Here is a 16,412-nt window from a genome sequence, read left to right on the forward strand (position 1 = left end):
CAGATCTCGAGAAAAGAATTACTCGAAGTTTCGAATTTTCATGGCCAAGGTCAAATATTCCGTGCAGTCATTCGAATCATTTTGCTGGGCTTCGACGTTAACCGTGCAATAAAGTCCGCGTATTTCCAGGTGGAATCCGGCAAATGCGATGGAACTGTCTCCAATAGGCAACACCCATTCAAGCACCTGCGACCGTCGGCGGGCAGCAACGCATGCGCAAAGCCAAAGTCCTTTTCGAATCGACGGCAAGTAAAGTCCACTGAAGCGCGGCCATGAAAAGAAAAAGGGCGCCAGTCTGGCGCCCTTTTCATTTCGGAAACACTATGTGTTTTAGTCGTGCGGGACAGTCGTTGCGTGATTGTCGTCGAAGAGGATCTTGACGTTCGCATGATTGCCTTCAAGCATCACGATATCCTTCGGCCCACCTGCCGTATCGACACTTACGAAGGTATCTCCACCCTGCAACCTGATGCTGATGGCCTCCTCTCTGGCAACGTCACTGGCCGCCTCACCGAGCAGGCTGTCCAGCAATGCCGACACATCCAGCATGTCGCCCTGAGCCAGGTTGTAGTCGGTGATCACGTCGGTCACTCCGATGTCCTGGAGCGCTTCCTCGTCAAACACGAAGGTGTCCGCGCCAGAGCCGCCTGTCATGGTATCGAGACCAAGACCGCCGAAGAGGATGTCGTTGCCTGAGCCTCCGTTCATGACATCATCTTCATCGCTGCCGATGAGAATGTCATCGCCGTTCAGACCGTTCATCGTGACGCCGCCGTCGTTGGCGTCTTGGATGGTGTCGACAGCGGGATGCAGTTGGTTCGAGGGCGCAGATCCGGACTGTACCGTGTCAACTTCGGCATCGATCCAGCTTCGATTGGGTCTTACACGATACTCACCTTCGACCGAGGTTGATGTGCTGGTCTTGACCAGGAAGTTATTGGTGCTTGGATTATAGGTGACATCGAAGCCTAGAACTCTCAAATCATCAGCCAAAGCTTCAGCCGTTTTGTCAAAACGCTGGCCGTCACTTGAGACCCCAGAATTGTTCGCATTTTCGGAATACCAGGTTGAGCCGATCTTGATTCTGATCGAGCCTGATGTTTCGAACCACGAGATTGAGCTGGAAAAATCAACCTCGTAGTGCCACTTCGCTCCAACATCATTACTGTTGTCCACGCTTGCACCGACGCTAAACGCGTTTTCCACACCAGGATCGCCCATCCACGTGACGGTCGACCCGTCTCTTACCTGATCAATACCCTCCGAGGCCAACAACTGCTGAAGTGTCTGCACGCTACCTACAGGCGTCGCTGCCAGCAGTGCGTTGTAAACTGCATTTACAGAAGTACCACCTGTCACGACGGTGTGGGAGAAAGTCTTCCCATTGAGCGTTACGCTGACCACGTCGCCAACGTCATAGCTGTCGGCAAACTTGATAGTCGTGATCTGGCCGACAGGCTTTGCAACACCGACGAGTATGTCGTTGCCGCTCGTCCCGTCGAGTGGACCGGATGTACGTTGCATCACCGTGACGCGGGCATTGCCCGACCGGTCCTCGCCGTCATAGGCCCGATAGTCGAAAGAACCGCCTGAGTTGCCAGTGTCGATAACCACGACACCGTCAGCGCTGGTATTGGCGTTGAGACCGCTACGGTTCGAAATCGACGTGACACTGAGATCATCACTGTCCACATCAGTGTCGTTGAACAGCAAAGCCCAGTCCGGCACTTCGAACTGTGTGCCAACCCCAGCATTTGTGATGACCCGGTCGTCAGCTGCAACTGGCGCATCATTGACCGGGTTAACCTTCACTGTGATCGTAGAGGTATCGGATAGCGAGCCACCTGCGCCCGAATTTCCGCCATCGTTGAACGTAACGGTGACAAGACGATCAGCATCGGTCGGGTTATCAGAGGTCGACTTGTAAGCAACCGACGCAAGGAAAAACTCGACACGGTCCTCAGTCGCCCCGGATGTCAGGTCGATCTTGAGTGATGTCTGACCGAAACCTCCGGACGCGAGCGTACCAATGGTAACCCAGCCAGAACGCCAGATCTGCACGTTGTTGCCGTTGAGGCGGACGTCGCTGTCGGCGAAGATTTGGTCGCCTGCAATCGCAGTATTGCCAAGCGAGATCTCGATGCTGCCACCGGCGAAGTTCGCCGGATTGTCCACATCACTGACATTGACGTTGCTAAACAGATAACGACCGTTGCCGTTCTCGGTGAACTCGATCTCACGGGTTTCCGGCGACAGAACCGGCGCATCATTCACCGGAGTCACGGTGATGGCGACTGTATCCACATCCGTCTTGGCGCCACCGAGGCCGGTGTTGCCGTTGTCGGTCGTGGTGATCTTGAGCTCGTCGCTGCCGTTGAAGTTCAGGTCGCCCTTGTACTTCATGCCGAGCAGAGCCGCGTTGATCGCAGTGAGAGAGCCCGTCAGCGTGACGGTGCCGGATCCATTGTTGGATACGACGAGGTCATCTTCGCTTGCGAGCGTCAGCGTGCCCTTCTTCACCTCGAGCTTGACCGTCAGGTCGCCGTTGCCGGCATCGACGTCGCTCACGCTCACGTTGGTGATCGAAAGCTCGATGTCCTCAGCAGCAGTCAACGTGGATGGTACCGCGTTTTCCGGTGCGTCGTTGACGGCCTGGACATTCACCACGAGATTTGCCGTGATCGTATCGCCGTCGCCATCCACCAATGTGTAGGTGAACGTTTCCGGCGTGTTCGACACGAGCTGTGCCGGGGCATTGTACTCCCAAGCGCCGGTCCTGAAGTTGAACATCAACGATCCGCCCAGAACGGTGGTTACGTTCAGAACCTCGTTTGCCTCGCTGCCATCCCAAGTGTGCGTGACATCATCCACGAGGATGGACTGGATACGTCCGCCGTCTGCGCCGAAGCTGTCGTTGGTGAGGACGTTGCCGGAAGCGGAGGTCGGGACAGCTGGCACGGTGACAGTCCCCAGCAGGATCGGGTCTGTCGGGGAGGTTATCACAATGACATTGTCGACATTGTTGGGGAATGCGATCTGGCCGAGATCGCTATCGTCTTCCGACACGTTGCTGCCGACACCAACTGCGTATGAGTCAATGTCATTGGCGCGCAGGAAGTTCTCCCAGGCCCGCAGTTCCGAGTTGCTCAGATCATCGTCATCGCTCACGCGCCCATCGGAGAAGAAGTAGAGCGACGTATTCGTGCCAGTAAGATTGGCTCCGGCGTTGGCATTCATGATCGCTTCGACAGCATCATCATATTCTGTGCCGCCAGCCGGGCTCGGGAAACCGTTACCCTGGATGAACGCCAGAGCGTCTGCCTTAGACAGCCATTGCGAAGCCTGAGCGTTACCTGCGAAGGTTACGACCATAATCATCGTAGCGTCGCTTGCATTGATCAGGTTGATAGCGGCCTGCTTGGCCACACTGATGCGCGACGCCGATCCGCCACCGTTGACCGGGTCGGACATGCTGCCCGATACGTCGAACGCGAGGATCAGATTGCCACCAACACCCGGTGCGGATTCCCGCACCGTAGCGCTTTCGCCAACCGCCACCGGAACATCATCGACGATCTCGATCGTGAACGAACCCGTCAGCACATCCTGATCACCGTCGGTCGCCGTGTAGGTTACCTCGACACTGAATGTGTTCTCACCATTGTCGGCGAAGCCATGGGCCAGGGTATTGTCGAGAAGGTCGAACTTGTAAGTGCCGTCACTGTTAAGAGTGACCTTCCAAGAGCCGTCGGTAGCCGTGAGGGTCTTGTTGGTCGCGCTCCACTCCGCAGCAGGTGCCGACAGAGCAATGCTTCCGCCATCGGCCCCAAGAGAGATGTTCAGATTTCCGGTTGCAGAGAGCAGTTCTTTCGGCGTGGTTTCGTCATTTCCGAGGGCGAGGTCGTCTTCATTAAGGGACAGACCGGTCGTCGGCGTGCTGACCAAGGTCGGCGTATCGTCATCGATCAGCAGCGCCAGCTTGCCATCGGCCTTGTCGCCGTCGCCGTCGGTTACGGTGAAGCCCAGCGTGAAGGCTGCCTCGTTCTCCTCGCCGCCTGTCGTGTGCAGAAGGTTAGCCGTCTGGGTGTAGACATAGGCACCGGTCACGGCATTCAGCGTCACCTGCGCAATCTGAACAGGGGCACTTCCGCCCTGGTTCTGGAAGATCAGCAGGGTGCCGGACGAGTTCACGCTGAACGTGATGCCAGTGGCTCCGCTATCGACAGAAACCTTGGTGAGGTCCCAGGCAACTGTGCCGCCGTCGGCGCCAGCAGAAAACTGCAGCGTACCGGTCTTGTTGTATTCCTTGCTGTCAGAACCACTCCCATCGGCAGTGTTCGAACCAAAGCCGGGATTGCCGTTGCGGCCAGCGACCGTGTCATCGTCGCTGATGATCCGCATCGTGTTCACGTCGTAAGGCTTGACCACCGGCGTGTCGTCATCGATCAGCAGCGCCAGCTTGCCATCGGCCTTGTCGCCGTCGCCGTCGGTTACGGTGAAGCCCAGCGTGAAGGCTGCCTCGTTCTCCTCGCCGCCTGCCGTGTGCAGAAGGTTAGCCGTCTGGGTGTAGACATAGGCACCGGTCACGGCATTCAGCGTCACCTGCGCAATCTGAACAGGGGCACTTCCGCCCTGGTTCTGGAAGATCAGCAGGGTGCCGGACGAGTTCACGCTGAACGTGATGCCAGTGGCTCCGCTATCGACAGAAACCTTGGTGAGGTCCCAGGCAACCGTGCCGCCGTCGGCGCCAGCAGAGAACTGCAGCGTACCGGTCTTGTTGTATTCCTTGCTGTCAGAACCACTCCCATCGGCAGTGTTCGAACCAAAGCCGGGATTGCCGTTGCGGCCAGCGACCGTGTCATCGTCGCTGATGATCCGCATCGTGTTCACGTCGTAAGGCTTGACCACCGGCGTGTCGTCATCGATCAGCAGCGCCAGCTTGCCATCGGCCTTGTCGCCGTCGCCGTCGGTTACGGTGAAGCCCAGCGTGAAGGCTGCCTCGTTCTCTTCGCCGCCTGCCGTGTGCAGAAGGTTAGCCGTCTGGGTGTAGACATAGGCACCGGTCACGGCATTCAGCGTCACCTGCGCAATCTGAACAGGGGCACTTCCGCCCTGGTTCTGGAAGATCAGCAGGGTGCCGGACGAGTTCACGCTGAACGTGATGCCAGTGGCTCCGCTATCGACAGAAACCTTGGTGAGGTCCCAGGCGACTGTGCCGCCGTCGGCGCCAGCAGAGAACTGCAGCGTACCGGTCTTGTTGTATTCCTTGCTGTCAGAACCACTCCCATCGGCAGTGTTCGAACCAAAGCCGGGATTGCCGTTGCGGCCAGCGACCGTGTCATCGTCGCTGATGATCCGCATCGTGTTCACGTCGTAAGGCTTGACGCTCGGACCATCGTCTTCGAACTGGATGCGGCTTCCTACAGCCACTTCGCTGACGGCCTTGTCGCCATCGAAGTCAGTGACCGTCAGGACGGCGTTGACCTTACCGGCGAGGGTCTGCAGCGCAGTCGACGGATTGCGGTCATTCGCGTCGTCGTTCTCGTCGTGGTCGGACGGATCATCGTGCCTGATCGAGACATACTGGACCAGGGAAAGGGTGCCGTTGTCCGAAAGATGCAGGGCAAAGGCTGCCGGGTCGGACGAATTCACGGTGGAATTACCGTCCGGGCCGTCATAGCGGCCGACGATCAGACCATTTTCCAGGAACAATACGATCGAGCGACCATCCGTGGTGAAGAGGCCAGAGGGGGTGCGGTCTCCACCGTTGATCTTCAGATCCCACTCAATTTTCACATCATCATCGGCGCCGCCGTTGATGTCAGCCGCGACGAAATTCGACTGCTGAGCGAACTGAGCCGACATGTTCGGATCTTCGCCCTTCGTGCCGACAAACCTGAAGACGTTAAGAGGGCCGTCCACATCTTCGTTCTGCCGCTTGTCACTTTCATCGACCACAAGTGTCTCGTTGGTGTTGCGGGCAACTGCCGTCGGCACGTCATCCTTGATGGTGATCGTGAAGGCATCCTTGAGGATGACGCTGTCGCCATCATGGTCGGTCGCCTTGATGATCGAACCGAAATCGATCGCCTCGACGTCCTTGTAACGGAAACCGTCCTGCAGATCGGTGTTCTGACCTTTACCGAGATCATGGTCGAGCTGGTCATGAAGTTCGAAGGTGTAGGAACCGTCTTCATTGACCGTGAGCTTGAAGACAAGACGATCACCTTCGCCATAACCGGAATTGCCGGCGTCGTTGTCATAGGCGTAAAGCGTATTGCCCTGGATGTCGTAGCTGAGCTCTGCTCCCTTGGACGACAGACCGAGATACCGCAGCTCTGAGACCGCCGTCTGCTCGCTGATGAAGGTGAAATTGACCGTATCGTCCGCGCCGCCCTTGATCAGGTTGGCGAGCGAACCGGAGATGAAGGCCGGACCCGGCTGGTTGTTGTTCGGGCTGCCGGTGAAGGAGCCGTCGCTGTTGCCGTCGTTCGGGCTGGTGCCGACCGAGCGGCTGGTCTTGATGTCGTCTTCGTCGACGAGGCGCTCTTCCTTGGCACCGCTCAGTTCCGGAACGTCGTCCTTGATGGTGATCGAGAAGGCATCTTTCAGAATGACACTGTCGCCGTCAAAGTCGGTTGCCTTGATGATCGAACCAAAGTCAATCGCCTCGACATCCTTGTAACGGAAACCGTCCTGCAGATCGGTGTTCTGCCCCTTGCCGAGGTCGTGGTCGAGCTGGTCGTGAAGCTCGAAGGTGTAGGAGCCGTCTTCGTTGACCGTCAACTTGAAGACGAGGCGGTCCCCCTGGCCGTAACCGGCGTCACCCGCGTCGTTGTCATAGGCGTAAAGTGTCTTGCCCTGGATGTCGTAGCTGAGCTTGACGCCCTTCGACGACAGGCCGAGGAACTGCAGCTCTGAGACCGCCGTCTGTTCGCGGATGAAGGAGAACTTCACGGTATCGTCCGCGCCGCCCTTGATCAGGTTGGCGAGCGAGCCGGAAATGAAGGCCGGACCCGGCTGGTTGTTGTTCGGGCTGCCTGTGTATGAACCGTCGCCGTTGCCGTCGTTCGGGCTCGTGCCGACCGAGCGGCTCGTCCTGATGTCGTCTTCATCGACGAGGCGGTTTTCTTCACGGCCGCTCAGTTCCGGAACGTCGTCGCGGATCTTGATCGAGAAGGCATTGTTCAGCGAGACGCTGTCACCATCATAGTCCGTGGCCTTGATGAGGGCACCGAAGTTGATCGCGGTGACATCCTTAAACCACAGGCCATCCTGCAGGTCGAAGTTCTCATCCGAATTGGTCGGGCGCTGCCGGAAATCATCGCCTGGGGCGTCGTGGTCGAGCTGATCGTAGAGACGGAATTCGTAGGATCCGTTGCCATTCAGCTTCAGTTCGAAAACGAGGCGATCGCCAAACTGCGGGTCGTAGCTTTTGCCAAGTTCCGGGCCCGCGTTATCGAAGGCGTAGAGAACGCCGTTGCGAATTTCATAGCTGAGTTCGGCGCCCTTGGAAGAAAGGCCGAGGCTCTCCAGCATGCCGCGCGCGACATCACCGTTGATGAAGGAGAAGGTCAGCGATTCGTCGGCGCCAGACTTAACGAGACTTGCCAGCGAACCCGAGAGGAACGCCGGGCCGGGCTGGTTGTTGCCCTGGCTGCCGGTAAAGGAGCCGTCAGCATTACCATCGTTCGGGCTCGTTCCAAGCGATTCACCGGGGAAACGGTTACCCAATGTGGAAATGTCGTCTTCATCCACCGTGCGGTGTTCGGACGCGCCACGGACGAGTTCCGGAACGTCGTCGCGGATCGTAACGGAGAAGTAGCCCGTCAGCGGCACGCTATCGCCGTCGAAGTCGGATGCCTTGATGATCTGACCGAAGTCGATGTCCCGGACGTCGCCTTCGACATCATCCTGGAGATCGGTGTTCTGCCCCTTGCCGAGGTCGTGGTCGAGCTGGTCGAAGAGCTTGAATGCATATTCGCCGTTGGCTTCCACGGTAAGCGTGAAGACCAGGCGATCCGGCCCCGCATTGTAGACGACACCCGGCTCACCAGCGTTGACGAAGGCGTACAGCGTATCACCGATGAGATCGAAGGACAGTTCGCCACCCTTCGAGGTCAGGCCGAGCCGTGTCAGCACTGCACGGGCCGCGTCCTCATCAATAATCGAATAGGTCGTGAACCGGTTGTCCGCGCCGAAATCAACCATGCCGGCTAAGGAGCCGGACACTGTGGCCGGGCCAGGATTGTTCGATCCACGATCGCCCGTGAAGGATCCATCACGGTTGCCGTCGTTCGGGCTCGTGCCAAGCGACTCGCCCGGAATATCCCGACCAATGGTCGAGATATCGTCTTCATCCACCGTATGAGCGATCGGCCGACCGATGATCACCGGCTCATCGTCCTCGACGCGAACCGTAAACTTGCCATCGGCGCTGTCGCCATCGGAATCGGTTGCCGTGAAGGGGATCTCAAAGTCGAGGAAGTCGACCGGGTTCAGTTTCGGCCCCTCATCGCCATCGAAGATCGCGACCTGCAGTTCAGGACCATCAACCGGAGGCAGCTCGATGACCGTGTCGCCGTCAGTCGGTTCATCAACGCGGACTACGGGCTCGTAGTGATCGAGATTGCCAACCAGCTCAAAGGTGTAGGAGCCATTGGCTGTCGTCGGGTTCAGCGTGATGATGAAAATCGTTTCACCTTCGCCCGGATATGGGAATTCGAGGAACTTGTCCCCTTCACCTTCGATGTACAGGGCCTTGAGCGGGCCGTCGAAGAAAGGCTTGTATGCGACCAGCTGATAGCCGCCATTCCACTTGCCGTCTGCGCCAGTGGTGTATTCGATGCGATAGGCCAGCCGGGAACCGTCGGAGCTCAGGCCCGCGAGACCAGGAATCGCTGCCTGGATCTCTTCCGATGTCGAAGAGGTGTCGAGGCCCGTAAAGCTGACTGTACGGCCAACCGGGTCATCACCGTTCGGCTCATCGCCTTCACCCAGAGTTTCGCTCTTGAGATCATTGTCCGCACCCCAGCGAATGCCGAGCGAACCTTCAGCCTTCGAAGTGCTCGAAAGCGGCATATCCGAGTCGGACTCCGAGTCCGAAACACGCTTTACGAGCTTTGGCTCGACAACCTTGCTTGTGAGATCGTCTTCGTTGACAGAACCGCCGACCGGGGCGCCAATCGTCGGCGCATCGTCTTGCACGTCTATATTGAAGGTGCCAGTGACGCTGTCGCCGTCCTGGTCGGTGACGGTGTAGGTAAAGCCGAGGCGCAGGAGATCGTCAAGATCATCCTGGGAGCCGTTACTGCCCGCGTCAGGATGCTCGAGCTTGCCAAAAAGTTCGAAGGTGAAGTCACCCTCGACACGGTTGGTGATCGTGATGGTGAAGACGAGGTTGCCGGCGGAATCGCGGCCTTCGAGCGCGAGGAAGTCGAGGTCCGCAGCGTCGGTCGGCGCCGGGAAGCTCGTGACCGTGATCGGGAGACCGCCCGAAGTGAAGCCGCCGAGAACCTTGAGGCCATCGCCTTCATTGACATCGGACGCGCCGACGAAACCGATGGCCGTGATCGTGCCGGAATCCGGGCCCGGATTGAAGGGCAGACGGCCGCTGATGATCTTCACGCCATCGCCGCCGGCAATGACAGCCTCGTCATAGATGAACGAGGTCGCCAGCGGGGTCGGGATGGAGGGCCGGCCATTACCACCGAACACGGCAGCCGTGCGAAGTTCGTCGCCGAAGCTGGTATCGCCCAGCAGATCTGCCAGAGCCAGATCTTCCGGGCCGGCGTCAATCGGATCGTCATTGAAGTTGCGGCTCGCAGCGGGCGTCGACTGGGCCGAGAAGGTCCCATCCGGCCCGGCCGCAACGTTGATGTTGCTCTCTTCAAGGGCGGCAAAAAGCGCGACCTGCGGCAGCTCGACATCGCCGACCACAAATGTCGGGATGTTTGCAGCGCCGCCAATCACGGTGATCTCGGTGCCATCTGCCAGGACGAGGACGAGGTTTTCACCGTCGACCTGGAATTCGAGGTTGTCGAGTTCGATGCCAGCCGGCAGCGTCACGACATTCTCGTTGTCGGGCGTTACTTCGCTCGGGATCACGGCTGCGGCGACGTCAACCGGCTGCTGGGCCGGCAGGCGGTCGGTGCGGCCGGCGTCGGGCGTTTCCGCCTGGGCGACCTCAACCCCCTCCATGGTCTCGCTTGCGAAACCCAGATGCTGCTCGACCGCAGAGTCGAAATCGTCTGCTGCGGAAGTATTGTCGATGCTGGACAGGCGCGGATCTTCGATGGACATGGTAACTCACCCCTTAACAAGTTGAGTGCAGTTAAATCCCCATGCCGGGGCAAGTGCAACGGTTTCTTAACCCTGAATACATAACGGGTTATGCTTGCAGCGACCATTATTGAAAAAGAAGTTAATTTCGGGCCGAAAAATCCTTTTATTTCTGCAGTTTACTCAAATTTTAACGAATGAGCCCCGGCGACCGGAACGGCATCCATCGATTGCGCTGGCGAGCACCAAGTCCACTTGAAGCAGTATCCAGAGGGCCACTGAAAACAAGCAAAGGCCGGACACCCGCCAGGTATCCGGCCACTCAAGAAAACGGGACGACGGGATCAGTCTTCCGCGAAGATCGGGTCGTCGATGAAGGGGCCACCCTGATAGACCGCGATCGTATCAGCCGGCTTCGGCCTTGCCACCGCTGCATCGATTTCGGCGCGGAAGCGCTCGGCATTGTCTTTCGGGTGCCAGCCGAGATAAGAGACATGGGAATTGTCCCACCAGCGGGTGTCGTTGTTCGAGCAGCCCCAGATCACCGGGCAGCCCAGGCGCGGGACACGGAAGATGCATTCGATCATCGACAGAAAATCGTCGTAACTCATCCAGGTGGAGAGCATGCGATGGTTCTTCGGCTTCTCCATGCAACTGCCGATGCGCACCAGCGCCGTCTCCTGGCCGAACTTTTCGAAATACATGCGGGCGAGCGCCTCGCCGAAGCATTTGGACACGCCGTAAAGCCCGTCCGGGCGCATGGGCATCTCGTGGTCGAGATACTCGTCCTGGCGGTAGAAGCCGATCGTATGGTTGGAACTGGCAAACAGGATGCGCGGCATGTCGTTCGCGCGCGCGGCCTCATAGAGGTTATACAGACCGAGCAGATTGGCATTCATGATCTTGGAGAACTTGTCTTCAACCGAGATGCCACCAAGATGGATGATGGCGTCACAGCCTTCAACGAGCCTGTCGACGGCCGCCCGATCGCCAAGATCGCAGACCATTGCCTCCTCATGCGCCGCGACCTGACCGAGATCAACGATATCCGAGACCCTGACGATCTCCGCAAGCCCCTTCAAGCGCCCGCGCATTGCGCTGCCCAACCCGCCGGCAGCCCCCGTCAGCAAAAGCCTCTTCACGCGCAGTCCTCCATGATGTCACACCTGAACTTATCATACAGGTTGCCCTGACCCGGTCAATATCGTAAACCTTATGGGCGACAGGCTGACAAAGTCCGACGCATGGATGATGATGTGCGCAAGTACACAGGGGCGGGGAAACACGTATGGCATTGCAGGCACGAAGCGAAGCGGGCTCAGGAACGCTTGTGGAGAAACTCGGCGACACGTTGCGCAAGGCGATCGGCGCCGGTCAGTTCCCGCCCGGCAGCAAGCTGCCGAGCGAGGCGCAACTGTCCGAAGCCCATGGCGTCTCCCGAACCGTCGTCCGCGAAGCGATCGCTTCACTGCGCGCCGACCGCCTTGTGGAAGCCCGACAGGGCGCTGGCGTCTTCGTCCTCACGCCTCAGGAGCCCACACCCGTCCCATTGCTAATCGGCAATGTGGACCCGGCGCGTGTTTCGTCGATGATTGAACTCCTGGAGCTCAGAACGGCGGTGGAGGTAGAGGCTGCAGGCCTCGCCGCGTTGCGACGCTCCCCCGCCCAGGAAGAAGTCATACTTGAACGGCACTACGCTATCCGCGCCTGTCTTGAGGCGGGCCAATCGACCACGGAGGCCGACTTCGCCCTTCATCTCGCCATCGCCGAAGCCACCAACAATCCCCGTTTCCGTGAATTTCTTGCAATGATCGGCAAGAATGTCATCCCGCGGGCCGCATTGCGCGACGAAGACAGCGAGGAAGACCAGTCCGCTTACCTGCGCCTCATCGATGCCGAACATGCAGATATCGTCGAGGCGATTTCCCAGGGCGACGAGGAGGCCGCTCGCGACGCCATGCGCCGACATTTGCGCGGCAGTCAGGCGCGCTACCGCGCCCTTTTGCGCGAGCAGCGCCAACCTGTACGATAACATTTGACATAGGCGTCGTTAATACGTATGACAACTTGGCCGGAGGAGGCCAAGAGAGGACATTCGAACATGACGCCGCAAGATATCAAGGCCGCGCTCGGCGCCGGCCTGCTCTCCTTTCCTGTCACGCATTTCGATGACGCAGGGAATTTCAAGTCCGACAGCTATGCAGAGCATGTGGCGTGGCTGTCAGGCTTCGACGCGCCTGTGCTGTTTGCAGCTGGCGGCACGGGAGAGTTCTTTTCGCTGACGCCATCGGAAGTTCCGCGCGTGGTTGCCGCAGCCAAGGAGGCGGCAGGCAAAACGGCGATCGTATCCGGCTGCGGATACGGCACCGACATTGCCATCGAGATCGCACGATCGGTCGAAAAGGTCGGTGCTGATGGCATCCTGCTGTTGCCGCATTACCTGATCGACGCGCCGCAAGAGGGCATGTACCAGCACGTCAAGCGCATCTGCCAATCCGTCGGCATCGGCGTCATGGTCTATAACCGTGACAATTCGGTTCTCGGTGTCGAGACGCTGCAGCGCCTGTGCGATGAGTGCCCGAACCTGATCGGCTTCAAGGATGGCACGGGCGATATCGGGCTCGTGCGCCAGATCACGGCGACCATGGGCGATCGCCTCACCTATCTCGGCGGCATGCCGACGGCTGAACTCTTCGCCGAGGCCTATCTCGGCGCTGGTTTCACCACCTATTCATCCGCCGTCTTCAACTTCGTGCCGGGGCTGGCCGTCGACTTCTACAAGGCGCTGCGCGCCGGTGAGCGCGAGCGGTGCGAGACGATCCTCAAGGACTTCTTCTATCCGTTCATGGCCATCCGCAGCCGACGCAAGGGTTATGCGGTATCGGCCGTCAAGGCCGGCGTGCGTCTGCAGGGCTTTGCCGCCGGCAAGGTGCGCCCTCCCCTCGATGATCTGACGGCGGAAGAAGAAGAGATGATGGCCAAGCTTATCGCGCCCTGGAAGCGCTGAGCAAAGGACGCGCAGACATGAAGATCGCAGAGGTTCGCACCCATCTTCTCGAGCACAGGCTCGCCGTCCCGTTCCAGAGCGCTTCCATGCGCTTTGACCGGCGGGCGCATGTGCTGGTGGAGATCGTCTGCGACAACGGGCTGACGGGCTGGGGCGAATGCCTTGGACCGGCTCGGCCGAATGCGGCGGTGGTCGCGGCCTATCGCAACTGGCTGGTCGGCATGAACCCGCTGGAGACCGAGAAGATCTGGGCGGTTCTCTACAACGCCCTTCGCGATCAGGGCCAGCGCGGCCTGACACTCACGGCGCTTTCAGGCATCGACATCGCGCTCTGGGATATCAAGGGCAAGCATTTCGGTACATCCGTGTCGACGCTGCTCGGTGGACGCTTCCGCGAGAGTGTGAAGGCCTACGCGACCGGCAGCTTCAAGCGCGACGGCGTTGATCGGGTCGAGGACAATGCGAGTGACATCGCGCTCTATCGCTCCCAGGGCTTTCACGCATCCAAGATCAAGGTCGGTTTCGGGATCGAGGAGGATCTGCGGGTCATCCGGGCTGCACGCGAAGCAGCCGGCTCCGAGATGCGCCTGATGGCCGATGGCAATCATGGCTATGGTGTTCTGGAGGCCGTCGAATTCGGCCGCCGGGCTGCAGAGTATGGTCTCGACTGGTTCGAGGAACCCGTCGTTCCCGAACAACTCGCCGCCTATCGCGAAGTGCGGGCCAGGCAACCGATCCCGGTCGCCGGCGGCGAAACCTGGCAAAGCCGCTGGGGCATGAAGGAACCGATCGAGACCCGCGCAATCGACATCGTCCAGCCGGATCTTGCCGGTGTCGGCGGCTTCACCGAGGCGAAACGCGTCGCCGATCTCGCGGCATTGCACGGTGTGCGCGTCGTGCCGCATGTCTGGGGCACGGCCGTGCATATTGCGGCAGCCCTGCAGTTCATCGCGGCGATGGTGCCGGATCCGGTGCGCGTCAACCCGATCGAGCCGATCCTCGAATTCGATCGTACCGACAACCCCTTCCGCCAGGCCGTGATCCAGACGCCGATCGAACACGAGAATGGCGTCGTCGCCATCCCCAACGCTCCCGGGCTTGGCATCGAAATCAACCGCGATGCCCTCCAGGAATTCAAGATGAAGGACGAGGCATGAGCCTGATCCGCACCCTGTCCGGCGCCAAGCCAAAGATCGTCCTGCCGAAGGGTGCGATCGACACCCAGATGCATGCCTATCTGCCCGGCTATCCGGCTCTTCCCGGCGGGCCTGGCCTTCCAGCCGGCGACCTGCCGACACCTGCGCAATATCGCCAGTTCATGGACTGGATCGGCATCGATCGCGTCATCGTCACGCAGGGCATGGCGCATCAGCTGGACAATTCCAATCTCGTCGCATGCCTTGAGCAGTTCGGGGACATCGCCTGGGGCATCGCGGCCGTCGATGCCAGCACAAGCGCAGCCGAGCTCGACCGCTTGTCAGCGGCCCGCGTCCGTGGTGCACGCATCATGAACCTGCCGGGCGGCGCGGCCAATCTGACCAAGCTTGAGGAAGTGGACGCGATCGCTGCCAGCCGCGACTGGATGATCGCCATCCAGTTCGATGGTAGCGACATCCTCGACTACGAGGAGCGGCTCTCGAAACTGAAATCCCGCTGGGTGCTCGACCATCACGGCAAGTTCTTCTGCGGGGTCACGCCCGACAGCCCTCAGGTCAAGGCAACAAAGCGGCTGATCGACGGGGGACGCTGCTGGTTCAAGTTTGCCGGCGCCTACGAGTCCTCCAAGACGGGCGGGCCCGATTTCGCCGACGTGGCCGCCGTTGCCCGATCAATTGCGGCGCATGCGCCCGAACGCATCGTCTGGGGCTCGAACTGGCCGCACAATCTGGCGCGAACACAGGCGGACTATCCAGACGATGCGGCCCTTGCCGACACCGTTCTCGGCTGGTTGCCCGATGAGGCCGCCCGCCAGCTCGCGCTCGTGGACAATCCGACAGAACTTTTCGGCATCAAGCCTTTAGGGGGCAGATAGTCGAACTGCTAATCCGTCGAAACGGGAGGTTTCGACGGCTCAATCAAAGAGGAGGAAGACCAATGAAAACTGCCGCAATGCTTAGCCTCGCAATGGGGCTCACCCTTGGTGCGGGTGCTGCCTTCGCCCAGGAAATCACGCTGCGTTCCGCCGACATCCATCCCGATGGTTATCCAACGGTCGATGCCGTCAAGTTCATGGGCGAATTGGTCAAGGAACGCACCAACGGCCGCATCGCCATTCAGGTGATGAACAACGCCGCACTGGGCTCGGAAAAGGACACGATCGAGCAGACGCGCTTCGGCGTCATCGACATGAACCGCGTCAACAGCGCGCCGTTCAACAACCTCGTACCGGAAACCGTCGTCTTCGGCCTGCCCTTCCTGTTCCGCGACACCGAGCACATGCACAAGGTGGTCGATGGAGACATCGGCGACGAAGTGCTGGCTGCCTTCGAACCGCACGGCCTGATTGGTCTCGCCTTCTACGATTCCGGCGCGCGCTCCTTCTATTCGACCAAAACCCCGATCAACAGCCTTGCCGATCTCAAGGGCATGAAGGTCCGCGTCCAGCAGTCGGACCTCTGGATCGCGATGATGGAAGCCTTTGGCGCGAACCCGACGCCGATGCCCTTCGGTGAAGTCTATTCGTCGCTCGAAACTGGCGTGGTCGACGCTGCCGAAAACAACTGGCCCTCGTATGAGTCCTCGCGTCACTTCGAAGTGGCCAAGAACTACACGCTGACCGACCATTCGCTGACGCCGGAAATCCTCGCGATCTCGAAGGTGACCTGGGACAAGCTGACACCGGAAGACCAGACGATCATCCGGGAAGCGGCAAAGGAATCCGTCGGCAAGATGCGTGAGCTGTGGCAGGCCCGCGAAAAGGCGTCGGAGGAGAAGATCCGGGCATCTGGGGCAAACATCATCACCGTCGACAAGGCGGAGTTCGCCGCTGCCATGCAGCCGGTCTATGACAAGTTCATCACCGATCCCAAGATGAAGGATCTCGTCGAGCGCGTTCGCGCCGTCAAGTGAGACAACAGACCGGCCGCATCCGAGATGCGGCCGGTTTTTTCTTATCCTGGATTTC

The 16,412-nt window shown here is 59.5% G+C and carries 7 protein-coding genes; 5 read left to right on the plus strand and 2 right to left on the minus strand.

The features are described 5' to 3' along the window. Nucleotides 1-330 precede the first annotated feature (330 nt). Both SJY08_RS15625 and SJY08_RS15630 read right to left on the minus strand, forming a co-directional pair. Entirely contained in the window at nucleotides 331-10,302 is a 9,972-nt protein-coding gene (locus SJY08_RS15625; protein ID WP_377276769.1) for a DUF5801 repeats-in-toxin domain-containing protein, read from the minus strand. A gap of 323 nt (nucleotides 10,303-10,625) precedes the next feature. Continuing rightward, nucleotides 10,626-11,423, minus strand: a complete 798-nt coding sequence (locus tag SJY08_RS15630; protein ID WP_377276771.1) for an NAD-dependent epimerase/dehydratase family protein — start codon at nucleotides 11,421-11,423, stop codon at nucleotides 10,626-10,628. Nucleotides 11,424-11,569: 146 nt separating this feature from the next. Here SJY08_RS15630 and SJY08_RS15635 point away from each other — a divergent pair, with 146 nt between their 5' ends. From SJY08_RS15635 to SJY08_RS15655, 5 genes are all read left to right on the plus strand, one after another. Further along, nucleotides 11,570-12,313, plus strand: a complete 744-nt coding sequence (locus SJY08_RS15635) for a FadR/GntR family transcriptional regulator (protein WP_377276772.1) — start codon at nucleotides 11,570-11,572, stop codon at nucleotides 12,311-12,313. 69 nt (nucleotides 12,314-12,382) lie between these two features. Next, on the plus strand, nucleotides 12,383-13,288 hold the full coding sequence (kdgD, locus tag SJY08_RS15640) for a 5-dehydro-4-deoxyglucarate dehydratase (protein WP_054148998.1): 906 nt from the start codon (nucleotides 12,383-12,385) through the stop codon (nucleotides 13,286-13,288). Nucleotides 13,289-13,305: 17 nt separating this feature from the next. Further along, nucleotides 13,306-14,445 carry a mandelate racemase/muconate lactonizing enzyme family protein gene (locus tag SJY08_RS15645; RefSeq protein ID WP_377276774.1) on the plus strand — a complete coding sequence of 380 codons (1,140 nt, stop codon included), beginning with the start codon at nucleotides 13,306-13,308 and terminating at the stop codon, nucleotides 14,443-14,445. Beyond that, entirely contained in the window at nucleotides 14,442-15,320 is an 879-nt protein-coding gene (locus tag SJY08_RS15650; protein ID WP_377276775.1) for an amidohydrolase family protein, read from the plus strand. Before SJY08_RS15645 ends, SJY08_RS15650 begins: the two co-directional genes overlap by 4 nt. Before the next feature lie 62 nt (nucleotides 15,321-15,382). Further along, nucleotides 15,383-16,357, plus strand: a complete 975-nt coding sequence (locus SJY08_RS15655) for a TRAP transporter substrate-binding protein (RefSeq protein WP_054149001.1) — start codon at nucleotides 15,383-15,385, stop codon at nucleotides 16,355-16,357. The last annotated feature ends 55 nt before the right edge of the window (nucleotides 16,358-16,412 follow it).

The sequence above is a fragment of the Rhizobium sp. R86522 genome (assembly GCF_042466255.1).
In the GTDB taxonomy this organism is placed as follows: Bacteria; Pseudomonadota; Alphaproteobacteria; order Rhizobiales; family Rhizobiaceae; genus Allorhizobium.

What these genes read in the sequence shown, in the direction of transcription:
- SJY08_RS15625 (WP_377276769.1), bottom strand. Translation starts at nt 10,302, where the DNA reads ATGTCCATCGAAGATCCGCGCCTGTCCAGCATCGACAATACTTCCGCA.
- SJY08_RS15635 (WP_377276772.1), top strand. Translation starts at nt 11,570, where the DNA reads ATGGCATTGCAGGCACGAAGCGAAGCGGGCTCAGGAACGCTTGTGGAG.
- kdgD (WP_054148998.1), top strand. Translation starts at nt 12,383, where the DNA reads ATGACGCCGCAAGATATCAAGGCCGCGCTCGGCGCCGGCCTGCTCTCC.
- SJY08_RS15645 (WP_377276774.1), top strand. Translation starts at nt 13,306, where the DNA reads ATGAAGATCGCAGAGGTTCGCACCCATCTTCTCGAGCACAGGCTCGCC.
- SJY08_RS15650 (WP_377276775.1), top strand. Translation starts at nt 14,442, where the DNA reads ATGAGCCTGATCCGCACCCTGTCCGGCGCCAAGCCAAAGATCGTCCTG.
- SJY08_RS15655 (WP_054149001.1), top strand. Translation starts at nt 15,383, where the DNA reads ATGAAAACTGCCGCAATGCTTAGCCTCGCAATGGGGCTCACCCTTGGT.